General features: G+C 66.4%; 18 protein-coding genes. 13 read left to right on the top strand and 5 right to left on the bottom strand.

From position 1 onward, the window contains the following. Positions 1-47: 47 nt before the first annotated feature. From HZY97_RS05545 to HZY97_RS05555, 3 genes are all read right to left on the bottom strand, one after another. Positions 48-743 (bottom strand): YafY family protein, encoded by a 696-nt coding sequence (locus HZY97_RS05545; RefSeq protein WP_180141356.1) that lies wholly within the window; start codon positions 741-743, stop codon positions 48-50. After that, positions 743-1,117, bottom strand: coding sequence for a VOC family protein (locus tag HZY97_RS05550; protein ID WP_180141358.1), 375 nt, complete (start codon positions 1,115-1,117; stop codon positions 743-745). Before HZY97_RS05550 ends, HZY97_RS05545 begins: the two co-directional genes overlap by 1 nt. Positions 1,118-1,201: 84 nt before the next feature. Further along, a complete protein-coding gene (locus HZY97_RS05555) occupies positions 1,202-2,065 on the bottom strand; it encodes an alpha/beta fold hydrolase (protein ID WP_180141360.1) in 864 nt (287 codons plus the stop codon). 18 nt (positions 2,066-2,083) lie between these two features. On the opposite strand from HZY97_RS05555, the gene HZY97_RS05560 reads away from it, so the two are divergent. The 12 genes from HZY97_RS05560 to HZY97_RS05615 all read left to right on the top strand — a co-directional run bounded on the left by HZY97_RS05560 (position 2,084) and on the right by HZY97_RS05615 (position 12,344). Next, positions 2,084-3,433, top strand: a complete 1,350-nt coding sequence (locus tag HZY97_RS05560; protein WP_180141362.1) for a protein adenylyltransferase SelO family protein — start codon at positions 2,084-2,086, stop codon at positions 3,431-3,433. A 59-nt stretch (positions 3,434-3,492) separates the two neighbouring features. Continuing rightward, entirely contained in the window at positions 3,493-4,908 is a 1,416-nt protein-coding gene (gene astD / locus HZY97_RS05565; protein ID WP_180141363.1) for a succinylglutamate-semialdehyde dehydrogenase, read from the top strand. A 219-nt stretch (positions 4,909-5,127) separates the two neighbouring features. Then, the gene (locus HZY97_RS05570; RefSeq protein ID WP_373684298.1) at positions 5,128-5,838 is read left to right on the top strand and encodes a Bax inhibitor-1/YccA family protein; all 711 of its coding nucleotides are present in this window, start codon (positions 5,128-5,130) and stop codon (positions 5,836-5,838) included. 2 nt (positions 5,839-5,840) lie between these two features. Continuing rightward, a complete protein-coding gene (locus HZY97_RS05575; RefSeq protein ID WP_180141365.1) occupies positions 5,841-6,107 on the top strand; it encodes a zf-TFIIB domain-containing protein in 267 nt (88 codons plus the stop codon). Positions 6,108-6,257: 150 nt separating this feature from the next. Further along, positions 6,258-7,544: a cellulase family glycosylhydrolase gene (locus tag HZY97_RS05580; RefSeq protein ID WP_180141367.1), complete on the top strand. Its 1,287-nt coding sequence runs from the start codon at positions 6,258-6,260 to the stop codon at positions 7,542-7,544. Positions 7,545-7,632: 88 nt separating this feature from the next. After that, positions 7,633-8,106 carry a PilZ domain-containing protein gene (locus tag HZY97_RS05585; RefSeq protein ID WP_180141369.1) on the top strand — a complete coding sequence of 158 codons (474 nt, stop codon included), beginning with the start codon at positions 7,633-7,635 and terminating at the stop codon, positions 8,104-8,106. An 80-nt stretch (positions 8,107-8,186) separates the two neighbouring features. Further along, positions 8,187-8,972, top strand: coding sequence for a uroporphyrinogen-III C-methyltransferase (gene cobA / locus HZY97_RS05590; protein ID WP_180141371.1), 786 nt, complete (start codon positions 8,187-8,189; stop codon positions 8,970-8,972). Continuing rightward, positions 8,969-9,265, top strand: a complete 297-nt coding sequence (locus HZY97_RS05595; RefSeq protein WP_180141373.1) for a DUF2849 domain-containing protein — start codon at positions 8,969-8,971, stop codon at positions 9,263-9,265. The genes cobA and HZY97_RS05595 overlap by 4 nt, the downstream gene beginning before the upstream one ends. A gap of 1 nt (position 9,266) precedes the next feature. Beyond that, complete coding sequence (locus HZY97_RS05600; protein ID WP_180141375.1) at positions 9,267-10,898, top strand: nitrite/sulfite reductase; 1,632 nt, start codon at positions 9,267-9,269, stop codon at positions 10,896-10,898. Continuing rightward, on the top strand, positions 10,891-11,316 hold the full coding sequence (locus tag HZY97_RS05605; protein ID WP_180141377.1) for a DUF934 domain-containing protein: 426 nt from the start codon (positions 10,891-10,893) through the stop codon (positions 11,314-11,316). Before HZY97_RS05600 ends, HZY97_RS05605 begins: the two co-directional genes overlap by 8 nt. Next, positions 11,309-12,076, top strand: a complete 768-nt coding sequence (locus tag HZY97_RS05610) for a phosphoadenylyl-sulfate reductase (protein ID WP_180141379.1) — start codon at positions 11,309-11,311, stop codon at positions 12,074-12,076. The genes HZY97_RS05605 and HZY97_RS05610 overlap by 8 nt, the downstream gene beginning before the upstream one ends. Positions 12,077-12,110: 34 nt before the next feature. Further along, positions 12,111-12,344: a hypothetical protein gene (locus HZY97_RS05615; RefSeq protein WP_180141381.1), complete on the top strand. Its 234-nt coding sequence runs from the start codon at positions 12,111-12,113 to the stop codon at positions 12,342-12,344. 9 nt (positions 12,345-12,353) lie between these two features. Here the strand turns inward: HZY97_RS05615 and HZY97_RS05620 are convergent, their stop codons facing one another. Both HZY97_RS05620 and HZY97_RS05625 read right to left on the bottom strand, forming a co-directional pair. Continuing rightward, positions 12,354-14,831 carry a PAS domain-containing protein gene (locus tag HZY97_RS05620; protein WP_180141383.1) on the bottom strand — a complete coding sequence of 826 codons (2,478 nt, stop codon included), beginning with the start codon at positions 14,829-14,831 and terminating at the stop codon, positions 12,354-12,356. A 244-nt stretch (positions 14,832-15,075) separates the two neighbouring features. Next, on the bottom strand, positions 15,076-16,569 hold the full coding sequence (locus HZY97_RS05625) for a replicative DNA helicase (protein WP_180141385.1): 1,494 nt from the start codon (positions 16,567-16,569) through the stop codon (positions 15,076-15,078). An 82-nt stretch (positions 16,570-16,651) separates the two neighbouring features. Here HZY97_RS05625 and HZY97_RS05630 point away from each other — a divergent pair, with 82 nt between their 5' ends. Further along, positions 16,652-17,134 (top strand): UPF0262 family protein, encoded by a 483-nt coding sequence (locus tag HZY97_RS05630; RefSeq protein WP_180141387.1) that lies wholly within the window; start codon positions 16,652-16,654, stop codon positions 17,132-17,134. The last annotated feature ends 1 nt before the right edge of the window (position 17,135 follow it).

Below are 17,135 nucleotides of genomic sequence, written 5' to 3' on the forward strand. Positions count from 1 at the left end.
AGCCCGCGCTGCGAAAGTGCCTCCTCTTCGTCACCCGGCCTCGTTACTCAGCGCTGCGGCCCGTACTGCGCTTCATAACGGCGCAGGCATTCCGCCAGCGAGCGTTCGGCAACAGGCCTGAACTGCGCACCGGTGGTCGCCAGCCCGGCGGCGCGATCGAGCCTGAACATCCGGAAATCCTCGCGCGTCTCGCACCACGCCACCAGCGTCCAGACCTTGCCCCAGAACCACAGGCCCAGCGGATGGACGCTGCGCTGCGTGATGGCGCCCTGCCGGTCCTCATAGCCGAAACCCAATATGTCGCGGGCCTCGATCGCCTTCTCCACCAGGTCGATCCGCATGCGCACTTCGTCGGTCAATTCCATCTGCGGTGCGAAGACATGGGTTTGCGCGGCGCGCGCCCGCTCCGGCTGCGGCAACACCAGCTCGATCTTGACCAATGCCTCGGCAGCGGCCCGCGCCATGCTGATCCCGCCCCAGGACCGCACCATCCGGATGCCGGCGACCAAGGCGACAATCTCGTCGCGCGTGAACATCAGCGGCGGCAGGTCATAGCCGCTGCGCAGGACATAGCCGACACCCGCCGCGCCATCGATCGGCACGCCGGTGGACTGGAGGTCGGCGATGTCGCGGTAGATGGTGCGCTCGGACACTTCCAGCCGCTCGGCGAGCATCGCTGCAGTGACGAGCCGACCGCCGCGCAGATACTGCACGATCTGGAACAGGCGGTCGGCCCGGCGCATCAGCTATTATACTTGAACAGGCCGAGGCTGTTGCCCTCGCTGTCCTTGGCGTAGAAAAACGAACCGACCGGGATATCGATCACCTCCGACACGACTTCGCCCCCGCCATTCCACACCCGCTCCATCGCTTCGTCCAGGCTGTCGCGCACAGCAAAATGCGCGGTCATGCCATTGCCGTCCTTTGCGGGCTGGCCGGGATAGAGATGCCCCGCGGCATGACCATTTTCGGCATGCGGGAACATCCAGATCGGATTGGGACCGTTGTCGAGCCGGGCGAGCGGCCCCTGCAGCAAGGTCTCATAGAATTTGCAGGCGCGCTCGGGATCGGCCGCGGGAATTTCGGTGAACACGATCGCTGGAATGGCGTCAGACATCGGCTTGTTCCTTTCGGTGTTGAACAAGCATCTTCTGCCACACCCCTACTGACAGCATTTCGTCAGGAGCGTTGCCGGCGGGGTCTAGATTTTCGCCAGCAGCCGCTCGATCCCCGCTACAGCTTCCGGTTCCTCCAGCGTCGGCGCATGCCCGACGTTCGGCACCGTCACCAGCTGGGCGCCCTTCACGCGCGCCACCATCTTGTCCGCAGTCTCCGCGCTCAGGATGTCCGAGCGCTCGCCGCGCACGATCAGCAGCGGCAACCCGGCCATCGCATCGATCGTCGGCCACATGTCCGGCCCGGCCTCGCCACCCGGCAGGCGGAAGGGCTCGGCGATCTTCATGTCGTAATCCAGGACAATGCGCCCCGAGCTGTTCACCCGGTAGAGCCGCTTGGCCATGCGCAGCCAGGCCTCGGTCGCGAACTTGGGATAGACATCGGCATTGCTGCTCGCCAGCGCACGCGCCGCGTGCATCCAGGTGGGGAACCACACTGCCTTGCCGACATAATTGCGGATCCGCGCCAGACCGGCCGGATTGATCTCGGGCCCGACATCGTTGAGCACCACGCCCGCCAGCTTGTCGCGCTCGGTGGCCGCCAGCAGCATCGTCACCAGCCCGCCCAGCGAAGTGCCGACCGCGACGAACTTGTCGATCTTCAGCTCGGCGAGCAGCGCCTCGACATCCTGGAAATAGGTGAGCGGCACATAGGACATCGGGTCCTTGGCATAGCCGCTCTCGCCGCGCCCGCGGAACTCGACGCAGAGCACGCGCCATTCGCCCGCCAGCCGTTCGGCCAGCGCCTCATAGTCGCGCGCATTGCGGGTCAGCCCCGGGAAGCAGAGGATGGGCGGTTTGTCCGCCGGCCCCGCATAATCGCGATAGTGGAGACGAATCCCGTCCCGCGACCACCAGAAACCATCGGAATAGTTGCGTCGCTCGGCCATCCTTCCCCATATCGCCGCATGGACTTCACTCCGCAACAGGCGATCCTCGAACTCGGCGACAGCTTCTACGATTCCGTAGCGGCGGCGCGCTTCCCGCAGACGATCCTGCGCTTCCGCAACGATCGCGCCGCGGCGCAGGTCGGGCTTGAGGGCCTGTCCGACGCGGAGTGGATCGCCCATTTCGGCCGGTTCGAGCCACTGCGGGGCTCGCTCCCCAACCCCCTGGCGCTGCGCTATCACGGCCACCAGTTCCGCGTGTACAATCCCGAGATCGGCGACGGCCGCGGCTTCCTGTTCGCGCAGATGACCGACGATCGCGACCGGCTGATGGACCTCGGCACCAAGGGTTCGGGCCAGACGCCGTGGAGCCGCTTCGGCGACGGCCGGCTCACCTTGAAGGGCGGCGTCCGCGAGATCCTCGCCACCGAGATGCTCGAGGCGCTGAACGTCGAGACCAGCCGCACCTTCTCGCTGATCGAGACCGGCGAAGAGCTCCACCGCGGCGACGAACCCTCACCCACCCGCTCCTCGGTGCTGGTCCGCCTCAACCACGGCCATATCCGCATCGGCACCTTCCAACGCCTCGCCCATTTCCGCGAGACCGAGGCGATGGAGCGGCTCGTCGGCTATGTGCTGCGCCATTATTATGGGGAGGAAGCCGGCGACGACGCCCCGGCCCGCCTGCTCGCCCATGTGGTCGAGCGCACCGCGACAATGGCCGCGCGCTTCATGGCCGCCGGCTTCGTCCACGGCGTGCTCAACAGCGACAATATCAACGTCACCGGCGAGAGCTTCGACTATGGCCCCTGGCGCTTCGCCCCTTTCTGGGAGCCCGGCTTCACCGCCGCCTATTTCGATCACGCCGGGCTCTACGCCTTTGGCCGCCAGCCCGAGGCGATCTATTGGGACGCGATGCAGCTCGCCATTTCGCTGCGCCAGATCTCTGAGGAAGAGCCGCTGATCGAGGCGATGGAGGGTTTTGCGGAAGTCTATCAGCGCGAAGTCACCGCCGCGCTGCTATGGCGTCTCGGCGTCACTCCGCGCAGCCCCGAGGCGGACCGCATCCTCACCAATGTCCTCGAAAAGGCGCTGGCCGAAACGCTGACTCCGCTCGACCAGTTCTTCTTCGACGCATTCGGCGGCACGCTCCCGCCCGACTATGCCGAGGCATTCGACGATCTGCGCGGCCAGCTGGAATTCTACCAGCCGCGCAAGGCGCGCGACCATGCCTATTGGTCCGGCGCACCCTGCTCGATGCTGATCGACGAGGTCGAGGCGATCTGGGCCGCAATCGCCGAATCGGACGATTGGGGGCCGCTTTACGCCAAGGTTGCGGCGATCCGGCATATGGCAGAGGCACTGGCCTAGCGGTCCAAATTGGTGCAAGAGCGCGCAGTCCTTCCCGAAAGCCAATTCCCCCCGACATAATGCCCGGCACGGAAATCATCTCGACCGAACCCGCCACCGGCGCCGTCCTGTGGCGCCAGATGAGCGGAGATGCCGACCACGAAGTCGCGCAGGCGCGCGCCAGCTGGGCGGCATGGGCGGCCCATCCGCTCGCCTATCGGATCGAGGCGCTGCGCCGCTTCGCCAATGTCGTGCGCCAGAAAGCAGACGCCTTCACCGACCTGCTCGCCCGCGAGACCGGCAAGCCGCTCTGGGAAGCGCGCACCGAAGTCGAGACGGTGATCGCCAAGGTCGACATCTCGATCACCGCCTTCTCCGAACGCACCGGCCAGCGCCGGATCGACGCGCCGATGAACACCCGCCTCGCGCTGCGCCACAAGCCACACGGCGTGCTCGCGGTGCTCGGACCCTATAATTTCCCGGTCCATCTGCCCAACGGCCACATCGTCCCCGCTTTGCTCGCCGGCAATGCCGTGATCTTCAAGCCGTCGGAGAAGACCCCCGCCTCGGGCGCCTTCCTGGTCGATTGCTACCGCGCCGCGGGCATCCCCGAAGGCTGTATCCGCCTGCTGATCGGCGGCCCCGACGAAGGCAAGGCGCTCGCCGGCCATCCCGACATCGACGGGCTGCTGTTCACCGGCTCGGCGAACACCGGCATCGCGCTGAACCGCCTGTTCGCCACCCGGCCCGAGAAGATCCTCGCGCTCGAAATGGGCGGCAACAACCCGATCGTCGTGTGGGACACGCCGGACCTCTACTCGGCCGCCGTGCTCGTCGTGCAATCGGCCTTCACCACCGCGGGCCAGCGCTGCACCGCCGGCCGCCGCCTGATCGTCGACGAGAAGCTGTTCGATCCGCTGATGGCCGAGCTCAACAAGCTGATCGGCCGCCTGATCATCGGCGAGCCGCATGCCGATCCCGCCCCCTTCATGGGCCCGGTGATCGATAATGACGCCGCCGACATGCTCACCGAGAGCTTCCTGGCGCTCTCGACGATGGGCGGCCGCCCGCTGCGCCACATGGAGCGCCCGATCGAGGGTCGCCCCTTCCTCACCCCCGGCCTGATCGATATGACCGCCGCCAACGAGAAGGTCGATGTCGAGCTGTTCGGCCCGATCCTCCAGGTCTACAGGGTAAACAGCTTCGACGAGGCGATCGCCGAGGCGAACGACACGCGCTACGGCCTGTCCGCCAGCCTCGTCTCGCAGGACCCCAAGCTCTACGACCGGTTCTGGGCAAACATCCGCGCCGGCATCGTCAACTGGAACCGCCCGACCAACGGCGCCTCCTCGGCGGCACCCTTTGGCGGCGTCGGCTGGTCGGGCAATCACCGCCCCAGCGCCTATTATGCCGCGGACTATTGCGCCTATCCGGTGGTCTCGTCCGAAAGCGATTCCGCCCGCGCCTCGATGGGCGTCGGGCTTCGGGACGCCTGAGCAACAATTCGTTACAATAGCGGCGTTGAAGCGCCACAACCCGTCGCCTACATTCCAGAAGCGGACCGGGCCCCTCTGGCGAGGGCTTTTTCAAAGCCCTCGTGATGTCGGACCGCATCGAGCGCGCTCGGTGCAGGTTCGGATGGCCACCCCCCATTCCCACCACCGAGACTGAACCGGGCGCCGCTCGATCGAACTTGCTTCGATTGGAGTTTTGACGTGAACCCTCTCTACCAGATCCCCCGCACCGGCGCCGCTGCCGCGCGCTTTGACGAGGGCCTGCGCCAGCACATGCTGGGCATCTATCGCAACATGGGGATCGGCCTGGCGATCACCGGCCTCGTCGCGCTTGCCGTGGCGAGCACGCCGGCTCTGGTCGCGCTGATCTTCGGCACGCCGCTCAAATGGGTGGCGATGTTCGCACCGCTGGCCTTCATCTTCTTCTTCCAGTTCCGCATCGAGCGGATGAGCACTGCCGGCGCGCGCGCCGCCTTCTTCGCCTTCGCGGCGGTGATGGGCGTGTCGATGGCGAGCATCTTCCTGGTCTTCACCGGGCAGAGCATCGCCATGGCCTTCTTCGCCGCTGCCGCGATGTTCCTGACGCTGAGCCTGTTCGGCTACACCACCAAGCGCGACCTGACCGGCCTGGGCACCTTCCTGATGGTCGGCCTGATCGCCGTCATCCTGGCGAGCGTGGTCAACATCTTCCTCGGCTCGGGCCTGCTCCAGATGCTGGTCTCGGTCGTCGGCATCGTCGTGTTCGCCGGCCTCACCGCCTGGGACACGCAGCGCATCAAGAGCGAATATGCCCATTACGGCCGCAGCGAAGCTGCCGAGAAGCTCGCGATCATGGGCGCGCTGTCGCTCTATCTGAACCTGATCAACATGTTCCAGCTGCTGCTCGGCCTGATGGGCCAGCGGGAGGAATAATCATGGCCAGCTTCACCTGCCCCGTCGACGGCACCGTGCTGGTGCCGGTCGAGCGGTCGGGGATCGAGATCGACCATTGCCCGAGCTGCCGCGGCGTGTGGCTCGATCGCGGCGAACTCGACAAGATCCTCGAGCGCAATGCGGCTTCGGCCCCCGCTCCGGCGCCCCAGCCGCAGCAGTACCGCGACGAGCGCCCGCGCTATGACGATCGCGGCCATGGCCATCCGCACAAGAAGCGCAGGTCGTTCCTCGAGGATCTGTTCGACTGATGTTTTCCCGGCCCGCATGCTGGCGCAGCATGCGGGCGGACGGGCGCGGCCTCTTCCCCCTCCTGCTGAAGGGCCGCGCCTCGTCCAACCCACTTCCTCCCCGCGCCATGCAGTGGTTATGATGTGACCGCTAACAAGGGGAGGAAGACCATGATCACCCGCAGGTCCGTGCTCGGATCGGCCGCCGCGCTCGCCGGCGCCGCCGCGCTCCCGGCTTCCGCAGCAGCCCCCGGCGACTTCGTCTCGACAAAGGGCACCGGCCTCACCCTCGCCGGCAAGCCGTACCGCTTCGCCGGCAGCAACATGTGGTACGCCGCCTGGCTCGGCGCCGACGCCCCCTGGGGCAATCGCGACCGCCTTCGCCGCGAGCTCGACGCGCTGGCCGACATGGGCGTCCGCAACCTGCGCATCGCCGCCTCGGCCGAAGATTCGCCGCTCAAGAACTCGGTCAAGCCCGCCTTCCGCACCCGCGGCAACGCCTGGAACCCTGCGCTGGTCGACGGCCTCGCCTACGCCCTTGCCGAGATGGGCAAGCGCGACATCAAGGCGGTGCTCTACCTCACCAATTTCTGGGAATGGTCGGGCGGGATGATGACCTATTTGTCCTGGGTCAACGGCGGCAAATATCTCAATATGAACGACCCGGCGCACCCCTGGCCGGAATTCCCCGACATGGCCGCGCAGTTCTATGCCAACAGCGAAGCCGTCGCGCTCTTCCACGACTATGTCCGCGCTACCGTGAAGCGCCACGCCGGCGACCCGGTGATCATGGCCTGGCAGCTTGCCAACGAGCCCCGCCCCGGCGGCAGCCCCAAGGCCCCCGAGCCCTTGCTCGCCGCGTATAATGGCTGGATCCAGGGCACCGCGAAGCTGATCAAGTCGCTCTCGCCCCGCCACATGGTCTCGACCGGCAGCGAGGGCCTCAAGGGCTCGATCGAGCGTGCCGATGTCTACAAGGCCGCGCACGCCTTCCCCGAGATCGATTATCTGACGGCGCATATCTGGCCGCTCAACTGGGGCTGGGTCGATGCGAAGGACATCGCCGGCACCAACGACGCCAGCTTTGCCAAGGTGCGCGAATATATCGCCCAGCACATCGCGCTCGCGACCGCGATCGGCAAACCGCTGGTGATCGAGGAATTTGGCTATCCGCGTGACGGCGGCGGCTATGACCCTGAGTCAGCAACCAGCTTCAAGGATCTCTATTACAAGCTTATTTATGCCGCAGTGGAGGCCAATCCCGGCATCATCGCCGGCTCCAATTTCTGGGCGTGGAACGGCGAAGGCCGCCCCGTCCATGGCGACCACCGCTTCCGCCCTGGCGACACCGCCTGGCTTGGCGACCCGCCGCACGAGCCCCAGGGCTGGTACGGCGTGTTCGACAGCGACGCCTCCACCCGCGCCGTGATCCAGGCGCACGCGGCAGCGCTCGCGTAAATCGAAATGGTAGCGTAACATTAACTGCGAAAGTCCTGCAACCACCTGAATATATACGTGTTTTGCCTTCTACTATGTGGAGGTGGGCATGTTGAGACAGAGGGACGCACGACACTCCGTTCTCATCCGCGGCCGTATGCGGGCCGGCGGACCGCTTACCGATGTCTGCATCCGCAACGTCTCGAAGAACGGGATGATGCTCCAGGCGCCCGAGGCGCCGGAGCGCGGCACCTTTGTCGAGGTGCGGTTGCCCGAGGACGTGGTCGTCGGCCAGGTCGTCTGGTCGAGCGACCGCCGCTTCGGCATCAAGACGCGCGATCGCGTGCCGATCTGGCGCCTGCTCGGCAAGCCTTCGCCGGTCGAGCGCGGGAGCGGCAGCGCGCTTCGCATCGACATGACGCGGCCCGTCTCCGGCCGCTCCCGTGGCGACGCCCGCGCCAGCGGCCGCAGCATGGAATTTCTCTTCCTCGCCATGGCCATCACCACCGCCGTCGGCTTCTTCGCCTTCCTCGGCTATGAGGCGCTCTCCGGCCTCACCCAGCAGATCACCACGCACCTCTGACGCGCCCGGGAAAGTTTCCCTAGCCCCATCCCAAGCAACCGTCCGTTGCCCCGCGCAGCCCTCGGGCCCATTTGCCCTCCATGGCAACGCTCCTCGATCCCACCGCGCGCGGGCGCGTGATTCTCGTTGGTGCCGGCCCGGGCGATCCCGGCCTGCTCACCGTGCGCGCCGTCGAGGCGCTCAAGCAGGCAGACGTGCTGGTCCACGACGGGCTGGTCGATCCGCGCGTGCTCGATCTCGCCCCTCAGGCGCACCGCATCTCGGTCGCCAAGAGCCGCTCGAAGCACACCGTGCCGCAGGACGCGATCAACGCGCTGATCGTCGCGCATGTGAAGACCGGCGCAATCGTCGTCCGGCTGAAGGGCGGCGACCCGTTCATCTTCGGCCGCGGCGGCGAGGAAGTCGAAGCCGTGCGCGCCGCGGGGCTCCCCGTCGAAGTCATCCCCGGCATCTCCGCCGCGCTGGGCGCCGCTGCCGAGGCAATGCTCCCACTCACCCACCGCGACTGGTCGAGCGCGGTCAGCTTCGTCGCCGGCCAGTGCAAGGGCCTGAAGGACCAGAACTGGTCGGGCCTCGCCGGCAAGGGCCGCACCTTGGTGATCTACATGGGCGTCGCCACCTGCCCCGACATCTCGGAAAAGCTGATGAATGAGGGCGTTGCCCCCGACATGCCCGTCGCCGTGCTCGAGCGCGGCACGCTCGAGGGCAGCCGCGCGCTGCGCACGCTCCTCGCCGATCTCGGCCCGATGGTCGAGCGCGAGAAGGTGAAGAGCCCCGCGATCATCGTCGTCGGCGAAGTCGTCATGCTCGCGGATGCCGAGGACAAGCTCGCCAACTGGGCCAAGGCGGCGGAGGCGCTGGCATGAAGCTGCTCACCGGCAACGACCTGCCCACCGGCGACGTCACCTGGTGGACCGGCAATGGCTGGTCGCGCCATGTCGAGGATGCCGTCGATGTCGGTGACCAGGGAGAGGCGATCGCCCATGCCGAGGAAGGGGCCCGCCGCGTCAACGGTCCCTATGTGATCGACGCGACCGCCACGCCCGAGGGGCCCCGCCCCGCGCATATCAAGGACCGCATCCGCGCGCTGGGCCCCACCGTCCGCCCGGACCTGACATTGAAGCCCGCCGACCCCGAAGCCGGCAGCTGGGTGATCTGACATGTACAAATACGACGAATATGACCACTCGATCGTCGCTGCCCGCGTCGAGGAGTTCCGCGACCAGGTGAACCGCCGCCTGGCAGGCCAGATCACCGAGGACCAGTTCAAGCCGCTGCGGCTGATGAACGGCCTCTATCTCCAGCTCCACGCCTATATGCTGCGCGTCGCGGTGCCCTATGGCACGCTCGACAGCCGCCAGATGCACATGCTGGCGCACATCGCCCGCAAGTACGACCGTGGCTATGGCCATTTCACCACGCGCCAGAACCTCCAGTATAACTGGATCAAGCTCGAGGACGCGCCGGACATCCTCGCCGATCTGGCGACGGTCGAGATGCATGCCATCCAGACGTCGGGCAACTGCATCCGCAACATCTCGTCGGACCAGTTCGCCGGTGCCGCCGCCGACGAGCTCACCGATCCGCGCCCCTGGGCCGAGCTGCTGCGCCAGTGGAGCACGTTCCACCCCGAGTTCAGCTACCTGCCGCGCAAGTTCAAGATCTGCGTGATCGCTGCCGAGGAAGACCGTGCGGCGATGCGCCTGCACGATATCGGCATCCAGATCGTCGAGCGTGACGGCGAGCTCGGTGCCGCGATTTACGTGGGCGGCGGCATGGGCCGCACTCCGATGATCGCCCCGCTGATCAAGGACTTCGTGCCCTTCGACGATTTCGTCAGCTATCTCGAGGCCTGCCTGCGCGTCTACAATCGCTATGGCCGCCGCGACAATATCTACAAGGCGCGGATCAAGATCCTGATCCACGAGCTTGGCGCGGACAAATATGCTGCCGAGGTCGAGGAAGAGTTCGCTGCGGTGAAGGCGCTCGGCATCGATCCGCCCAAGGCCGAGTTCGACCGCATCGCCGCCTATTTCGCCCCGCCCGCCTATGCCGCGGACGCGCCCGACACGCTCGACCGCAGCGACCCCGATTTCGCGGTCTGGCTCGATCAGAATGTCTCGGCGCACAAGCAGCCCGGCCATGCGGTGGTGACGATCAGCCTCAAGCCGATCGGCGGTATCCCCGGCGACGCTTCGGCCGACCAGATCGACCTGATGGCCGATCTCGCCAAAACGTACAGCTTCGACGAACTGCGCGTCACTCACGCACAAAACATCGTCCTCCCGCATGTCCGCAAGGCCGATCTCTACACCGTGTGGCAGCAGCTCCGTGACGCCGGCCTCGCCGAAGCCAATCTGGACCTGATCAGCGACATCATCGCCTGCCCGGGCCTCGATTACTGCTCACTGGCGAACGCCCGCTCGATCCCGCTCGCCCAGAAGATCGCCACGCGCTTCTCGGACATCGGCCGCCAGCGCGAACTCGGCGAGCTCAAGCTCAAGATCAGCGGCTGCATCAACGCCTGCGGCCACCACCATGCCGGTCACATCGGCATCCTTGGTGTCGACCGTAAGGGCGTCGAGAATTATCAGCTGCTGCTCGGCGGCTCGGGTGCGGAGGACGTGTCGCTCGGCACGATCACCGGCCCCGGCTTCAGCGAGGACGGCATCGTCGACGCGATCGAGAAGGCCACCGACGTCTATCTCGCCCAGCGCGAGACCGGCGAGCGCTTCCTCGACACCTATCGCCGCGTCGGCATGACCCCGTTCAAGGAGGCGATCTATGGGTGATCTGCTGCGCTACCGCGACGACGAGGCGCATGAGGAGCCCGCGGTCACACTCGACAGCTTCCTCGGCCAGTCCAACGCCACCGCCGTCCGCATCGAGAGCGGCGAGGATGCGCGCGTCCTCCTGCCCCATCTCGAGCGCCTCGCCTTGGTCGAAGTCAGCTTCCCCAAATATCGCGACGGCCGCGGCTATTCGACCGGCCGCATCCTGCGCGAAGCCGGCTATACCGGCGAGTTGCGCGCCCAGGGCGATGTGCTGGTCGACCAGATCCCGCTGATGCGCCGCTGCGGCTTCGACAGCTTCGCGCCCGAGGCACCGGTCGACGAGGCCGTGCTCGCCGCGTCGCTCGCCCGTTACGAATTCCACTATCAGGCCGCTGCCGACCCTGCGGTGCCGGTATGGAAACGCCGGCATGGGTGAAGTCGCCCGGAAGATCGACCGGCTGGACGTCGCCCCGCGCTGGACGGCGTCGGACGCAATCCGCCTCAACAACCTGTTCCGCGGCACCGACACGCCCGAGATGCTGCGCGAAGTGCTCGGCAACCACATGCTGGGCGACGTCGCTTTGGTGTCGTCCTTCGGCGCCGAGAGCGCGGCGCTGCTTCATCTCGTCGCCCAGGCCGATCCGAACGTGCCCGTCATCTTCCTCGATACCGGCAAGCATTTCCCCGAGACGCTCGCCTATGTCCACGAGCTCGCGGAGTTCATCGGCCTCAAGAACCTCCAGATCATCGGCCCCGATGCCGAAGTGATCGAGAAGCGCGATGGCACCGGCCTGCGCTGGTCCTACGACCCCGATGGCTGCTGCGAAATCCGCAAGGTGATCCCGCTGGCCAAGGCGCTCGCTCCCTTCGACACCAGCATCACCGGCCGCAAGGCGTTCCAGGCCTCGACCCGCAACGCCCTCCCCCGCTTCGAGATCGACGCCGAAGGCCGCCTCAAGTTCAACCCGCTGGCGAGCTGGACCAAGGACGACATCGAAGCCTATTTCGAGGCGCACAACCTCCCCCGCCACCCGCTGGAAGCGCAGGGTTATCTCTCGATCGGCTGCGCGCCCTGCACCAGCGTGGTCAAGGCGGGCGAAGACCCCCGCTCGGGCCGCTGGCGGGGCTGGGACAAGACCGAGTGCGGCATCCACACCCCCGTGGAAGACGGCGACCCCAACCAGCCGAGCTTCTGATTGCCTCCTCCGCGCGCAGCGCTAGCCTGACACGATGCACACCCCCAGCGATTGCCCGAAATGCGGCAGCCAGTTCACCGAAGGCTATATCGCCGACCACGCCTTTTTGGGCACGACCGTCAGCACCTTTGTCGGCGGTCAGCCGGCAGGGCTTCTGGCCGACATCGCGCGCGGCGGCGCCGAGCGATACAGGATCCAGACCTGGCGCTGCGACGGCTGCGGCTATCTCGAAAGCTATGCCCGCGCACCGCTCCACCCGCACGGCTGACCGGGCGCCCTAGCGCTCGCGCATGATCCGCTCGACCCGCGTGTTGAGGTCGTCCACCGCGAAGGGCTTGGTCAGTACTTCCATGCCATGCTCGATATGGCCGTGGTTGAGCACGGCATTCTCGGCATAGCCGGTGACGAACAGCACCTTGAGATCGGGCCGCAGCGCCCGCGCGGCATCGGCTACCTGCCGCCCGTTCAAGCCGCCCGGCAGCCCGACATCGGTGATCAGCAGGTCGATCCGCCCGGCACCCTCCAGGATGCGCAGCCCGCTCGGGCCGTCCGCCGCCTCGAGGCACGAATACCCCAGTTCGCCCAGCGCATCGACGATCAGCATCCGCACCGTCGGCTCGTCGTCGACCACCAGCACGATCTCGCCCTCATGGCCCGCCTGCGCAGCAATCCCGCCCGCATCGAGCGCCGGGGCATCCTCATCGCCCAGGTGGCGCGGCAGATAGACGCACACCATCGTCCCCTGCCCGACCTCGGAATAGATCCGCACATGGCCGTGGCTCTGGCGCGCAAAGCCATAGACCATCGACAGGCCGAGCCCGGTCCCCTCGCCCAGCGGCTTGGTGGTGAAGAACGGGTCGAACACCCGGTCGAGGATCGCCTTCTCGATGCCGCTGCCGGTGTCGCTCACGCAGACCGTGACATATTGCCCCGGCTCGAGCCCGCGTTCGCGTGCGGTGCGGTGGTCGAGCCATTTATTGCCCGTCTCGATCGTGATCTTGCCGCCATCGGGCATCGCGTCGCGCGCGTTGATGCACAGATTGAGGATCGCATTCTCGAGCTGATTGGCATCGACCAAAGTCGGCCATAGCCCCCCGGCCGCAATCGTCTCGACTTCGATCGCCGGCCCCACGGTGCGCTGCACGAGCTCGACGAGGTCGGCGAGCAACCGGTTGATCACCACCGCCTTGGGAGACAGCGTCTGCCGCCGCGAAAATGCGAGCAGCCGGTGCGTCAGCGCCGCCGCGCGCCGCGTCGCGCCCTGTCCGGCGGAAAGATATTTCTCGACGTCGCGGTTGCGCCCCTGCGACAGCCGCGTCCCGATCATCTCGAACGCGCCCGAAATCCCGGCGAGCAGATTGTTGAAGTCATGCGCGATGCCGCCGGTGAGCTGGCCCACCGCTTCCATCTTCTGCGCCTGGCGCAGCGCCTCCTCGGTGTTGCGCAGCCGGTCCTGCTCCTGCAGCCGCTCGGTCACGTCATAGGCGAACTGATAGGCACCCACTTGCCGCCCGGCCTGGTCGCGCAATGGGCTGAAACGCACTTCGTAGAAATGCTCGTCGTCGGTGCCCTGCCCGGTCTGGACGATCTCGGTGAAGCTCTCGCCTTCCAGCGCACGTTGCCACAGCGCGTCGATCGAGGCGCGCAGGTCGAGATGGTTGACCACCAGGTCCGCCATCCGGTCGCCCACGCGCGGATAGACACCGAACACGCTCGCAAATTCGCGCGCCGCCGCGCCGTTGATCGCCACCCAGCGCCGATCCATGTCGACCACCTGGATGAACGCCGCGGTCTCCTCGACGACATCGGCGAGCACGCGCCGCTCGGCCAGCGTCTCGGCCACCCGCGCTTCCAGCGTCTCGTTGAGCTGTTGAAGGTCCAGTTCGGCGCGCCGCCGCGGCGTCACGTCCTGGAACAGCACCGCGACCTGGCGCTTGCTCGCCGGCTCGATGCGAAAGGCCGAGAGCGAGAGATAACGCTGCGTCGCTTCCAGCTCGCGCTCGAAGCGGATCGGCTCGCCGCTGCGCAGCACGCCACCATAGCGCTCGACCCAGTCACCCGCCTCGTCGGGCACCATCTCGCGCACCTTCTGGCCCACCACATTGGGGATGCCGGCATGCGCGGCATAGGCGGCATTGGCCTCGACATGGATATAGTCGCTGAGCGGGCCATGCGGCCCGTCGAGGAACTCGATGACGCAAAAGCCCTCGTCCATCGTGTCGAACAAGGCGCGATAGCGCTGGTCCGCCTCGTCGCGCCGCTTGAGCTCGCGCCGGGCATCGAGCTGCGCCATCACCTGGCGCGCCAGCACCTTCAGCGTGCGTTGCTGGAGCTCGGTCAGCTGCTTAGGCTCGGTGTCGAGCACGCAGAGCGTCCCGATCGGCCAGCCCTCGACCGACTTGAGCAGCGCGCCGGCATAGAAACGCAGGTGCGCCTCGCCCGTCACCAGCGGATTGCAGTCGAAGCGCTTGTCCTGCGTCGCGTCGGGGATCTCGAGGAATTCGGATTCGAGGATCGCATGCGCGCAAAAGCTGGTCTCGAGCGGCGTCTCGCGCACCCCCAACCCGACTTCGGCCTTGAAGAATTGCCGGTCGCGCGCGATCAGATTCACCACTGCGATCGGCGTGCCGCAGATATCCGCCGCCAGCCGCGCGATCTCGTCGAACGCCGGCTCGGCCGCGGTGTCGAGAATATCGTAAGCCTCGAGCGCCTGCAGACGTTGCTGCTCGCGCTGCTGCGGCGTGATTTCAGTCATTGCGCCCCGGTTGCCGCTCTAATCCACGCACGGCCCGTCGGCCGCGCTCCGCAAAGACGCATGATGCCGGTTTTTGTTTCGATGCGCGACTGAAAGCTCCAGGCTGCTCCCCGGCGGCAACCTGTTCCCCGGCGAAGGCCGGGGCCCAGTCTCGACGCAGCTGGTGAGGTTGGACCAGCCTCTCGAACGACATTGCAACTGGGCCCCGGCTTTCGCCGGGGAACCGTCAGCACAAATCGACGCCTCAATACCCGCCCGGCGCCAGATCGCTGAACTTGGTGAACTGCCGATCGAAGCGCAGGTCCACCGTGCCCGTCGCGCCGTGACGCTGCTTGGCAATGATCACGCTCGCCTTGTTCGCCACCTGCAGCTGATGGTCCTGCCAGGCCTGGTACTTCGCGATCTCGTCCGGCGTCGAATTGCCGTCGATCGCCTTGGGCGCCTTGAAATCGTGATAATATTCGTCGCGATAGACGAACAGCACGATATCGGCGTCCTGCTCGATCGATCCCGATTCACGAAGATCCGAGAGCTGCGGGCGCTTGTCCTCGCGGCTTTCCACTGCGCGGCTGAGCTGGGACAGCGCCAGCACCGGCACGTGCAGCTCCTTGGCCAGCGTCTTCAGGCCACGGCTGATCTCCGAGATTTCCTGCACGCGGCCGTCGCCCGATGCCTTGGCCGATCCGGTCAGCAGCTGGAGGTAATCGACCACGACCATGCCGATCTTGTACTGGCGCTTGAGGCGCCGGGCGCGCGTGCGCAGCGCCGCGATCGTCAGGCCCGGCGTATCGTCGATATAGAGCGGCAGCCGCTCCAGATCGCCCGCCGCCCGCGCGAACTTCATGAATTCCGGACCCGAGATATTGCCCGTACGCAGCTTCTCCGAAGACACTTCGGATTGTTCGGACAGGATACGCAGCGCGAGCTGATCCGCCGACATTTCGAGGCTGAAGAACGCCACCGGCGCACCGATCGACTTCTCCTCGGGAATGCCCGCCTCGATGTCGTCGAGATACCGTTTCGCCGCATTGAACGCCATGTTGGTGGCGAGCGAGGTCTTGCCCATGCCCGGGCGCCCGGCGAGAATCAGAAGATCCGATCGGTTGAGACCGCCGGTCATCGCGTTGAAGTCGGTCAGGCCCGAAGTGATGCCCGACACGCTGCCACCCGAGTTCATCGCCCGCTCGGTGTTGCGCACCGCCACTGTGGCGGCGCGCATGAAGTTCTTGGCGCCGGTATCCTCGCCGCCCTTTTCTGCTACTTCGTAGAGCTTTAGCTCGGCCTGTTCGATCTGCTTGGCAGGATTGATCTCTTCGCTGGTGTCGAGCGCGCTGTCGACCAGATGGCGCCCCACGCCCACCAGAGCGCGCAGCACGGCGAGGTCATAGACTTGGTCCGCGAATGCCCGCGCGCCGATCAGGCTGGCCGGGTTGCCGGTCAGCTGCGCGAGATAGGCGGGGCCGCCCAGCTCCTTCATCGCCGCGTCCGCCTGGAATAGCGGCTTGAGCGTCACCGGCGTGGCGAGGCGGTTGTCGCCGACCAGAGTCGAGATCGCGTCATAGATCCGCCCGTGCAGCGGCTCGAAGAAATGCTCGGGGCGCAGCTTCTGCAGCACGTCTTCCGCCACGCGGTTGTCGATCATCATCGCGCCGAGCAGCGCGGCTTCCGCCTCCACATTCGCGGGCAGGCTCAGGCCTTCGGGAGAATCGGGAATCGGAAGGGGGATCGGCTGAACCATGACTCTCCTGTGACCCGCCCGCGCGGCGGCATCAACGTTGGGCGCTTGTGGATAACGGGCATGACCGACTAGACGCCGATTCATGGCCGATCCGCGCATCATAGACGTGACACTCGATGAGCGCACTATCCTTTGGCGCTCGGCCGATATCGAGCAGGAGCGCCGGATCGCGATCTTCGACCTGCTCGAGGAGAATCACTTCGCCCCCCAGCGGCCCCAGGTCGATGGCTATGCCGGCCCCTACACGCTCCACCTCGCGGTCCAGGAAGGGCGGCTGGCGATGGAGATCAAGCGGGCGGACGGGTCCCATCAGGAGACGCTGGTCCTCGGTCTGGCCGCTTTCCGCCGCCCGATCCGCGATTACTTCGCGATCTGCGACAGCTATTATGCCGCGATTCGCAACGCCACGCCTGCCCAGATCGAGACCGTCGACATGGCACGGCGCGGTATTCACAACGACGCGGCGACGCTGCTCAAGGAACGGCTGGAGGGCAAGATCGACGTGGATTTCGACACTGCCCGCCGCCTGTTCACGCTGATCTGCGTCCTCCACATCAAAGGCTGAC

The organism is Sphingomonas sp. R-74633 (genome assembly GCF_013416555.1).
Taxonomy (GTDB): domain Bacteria; phylum Pseudomonadota; class Alphaproteobacteria; order Sphingomonadales; family Sphingomonadaceae; genus Sphingomonas.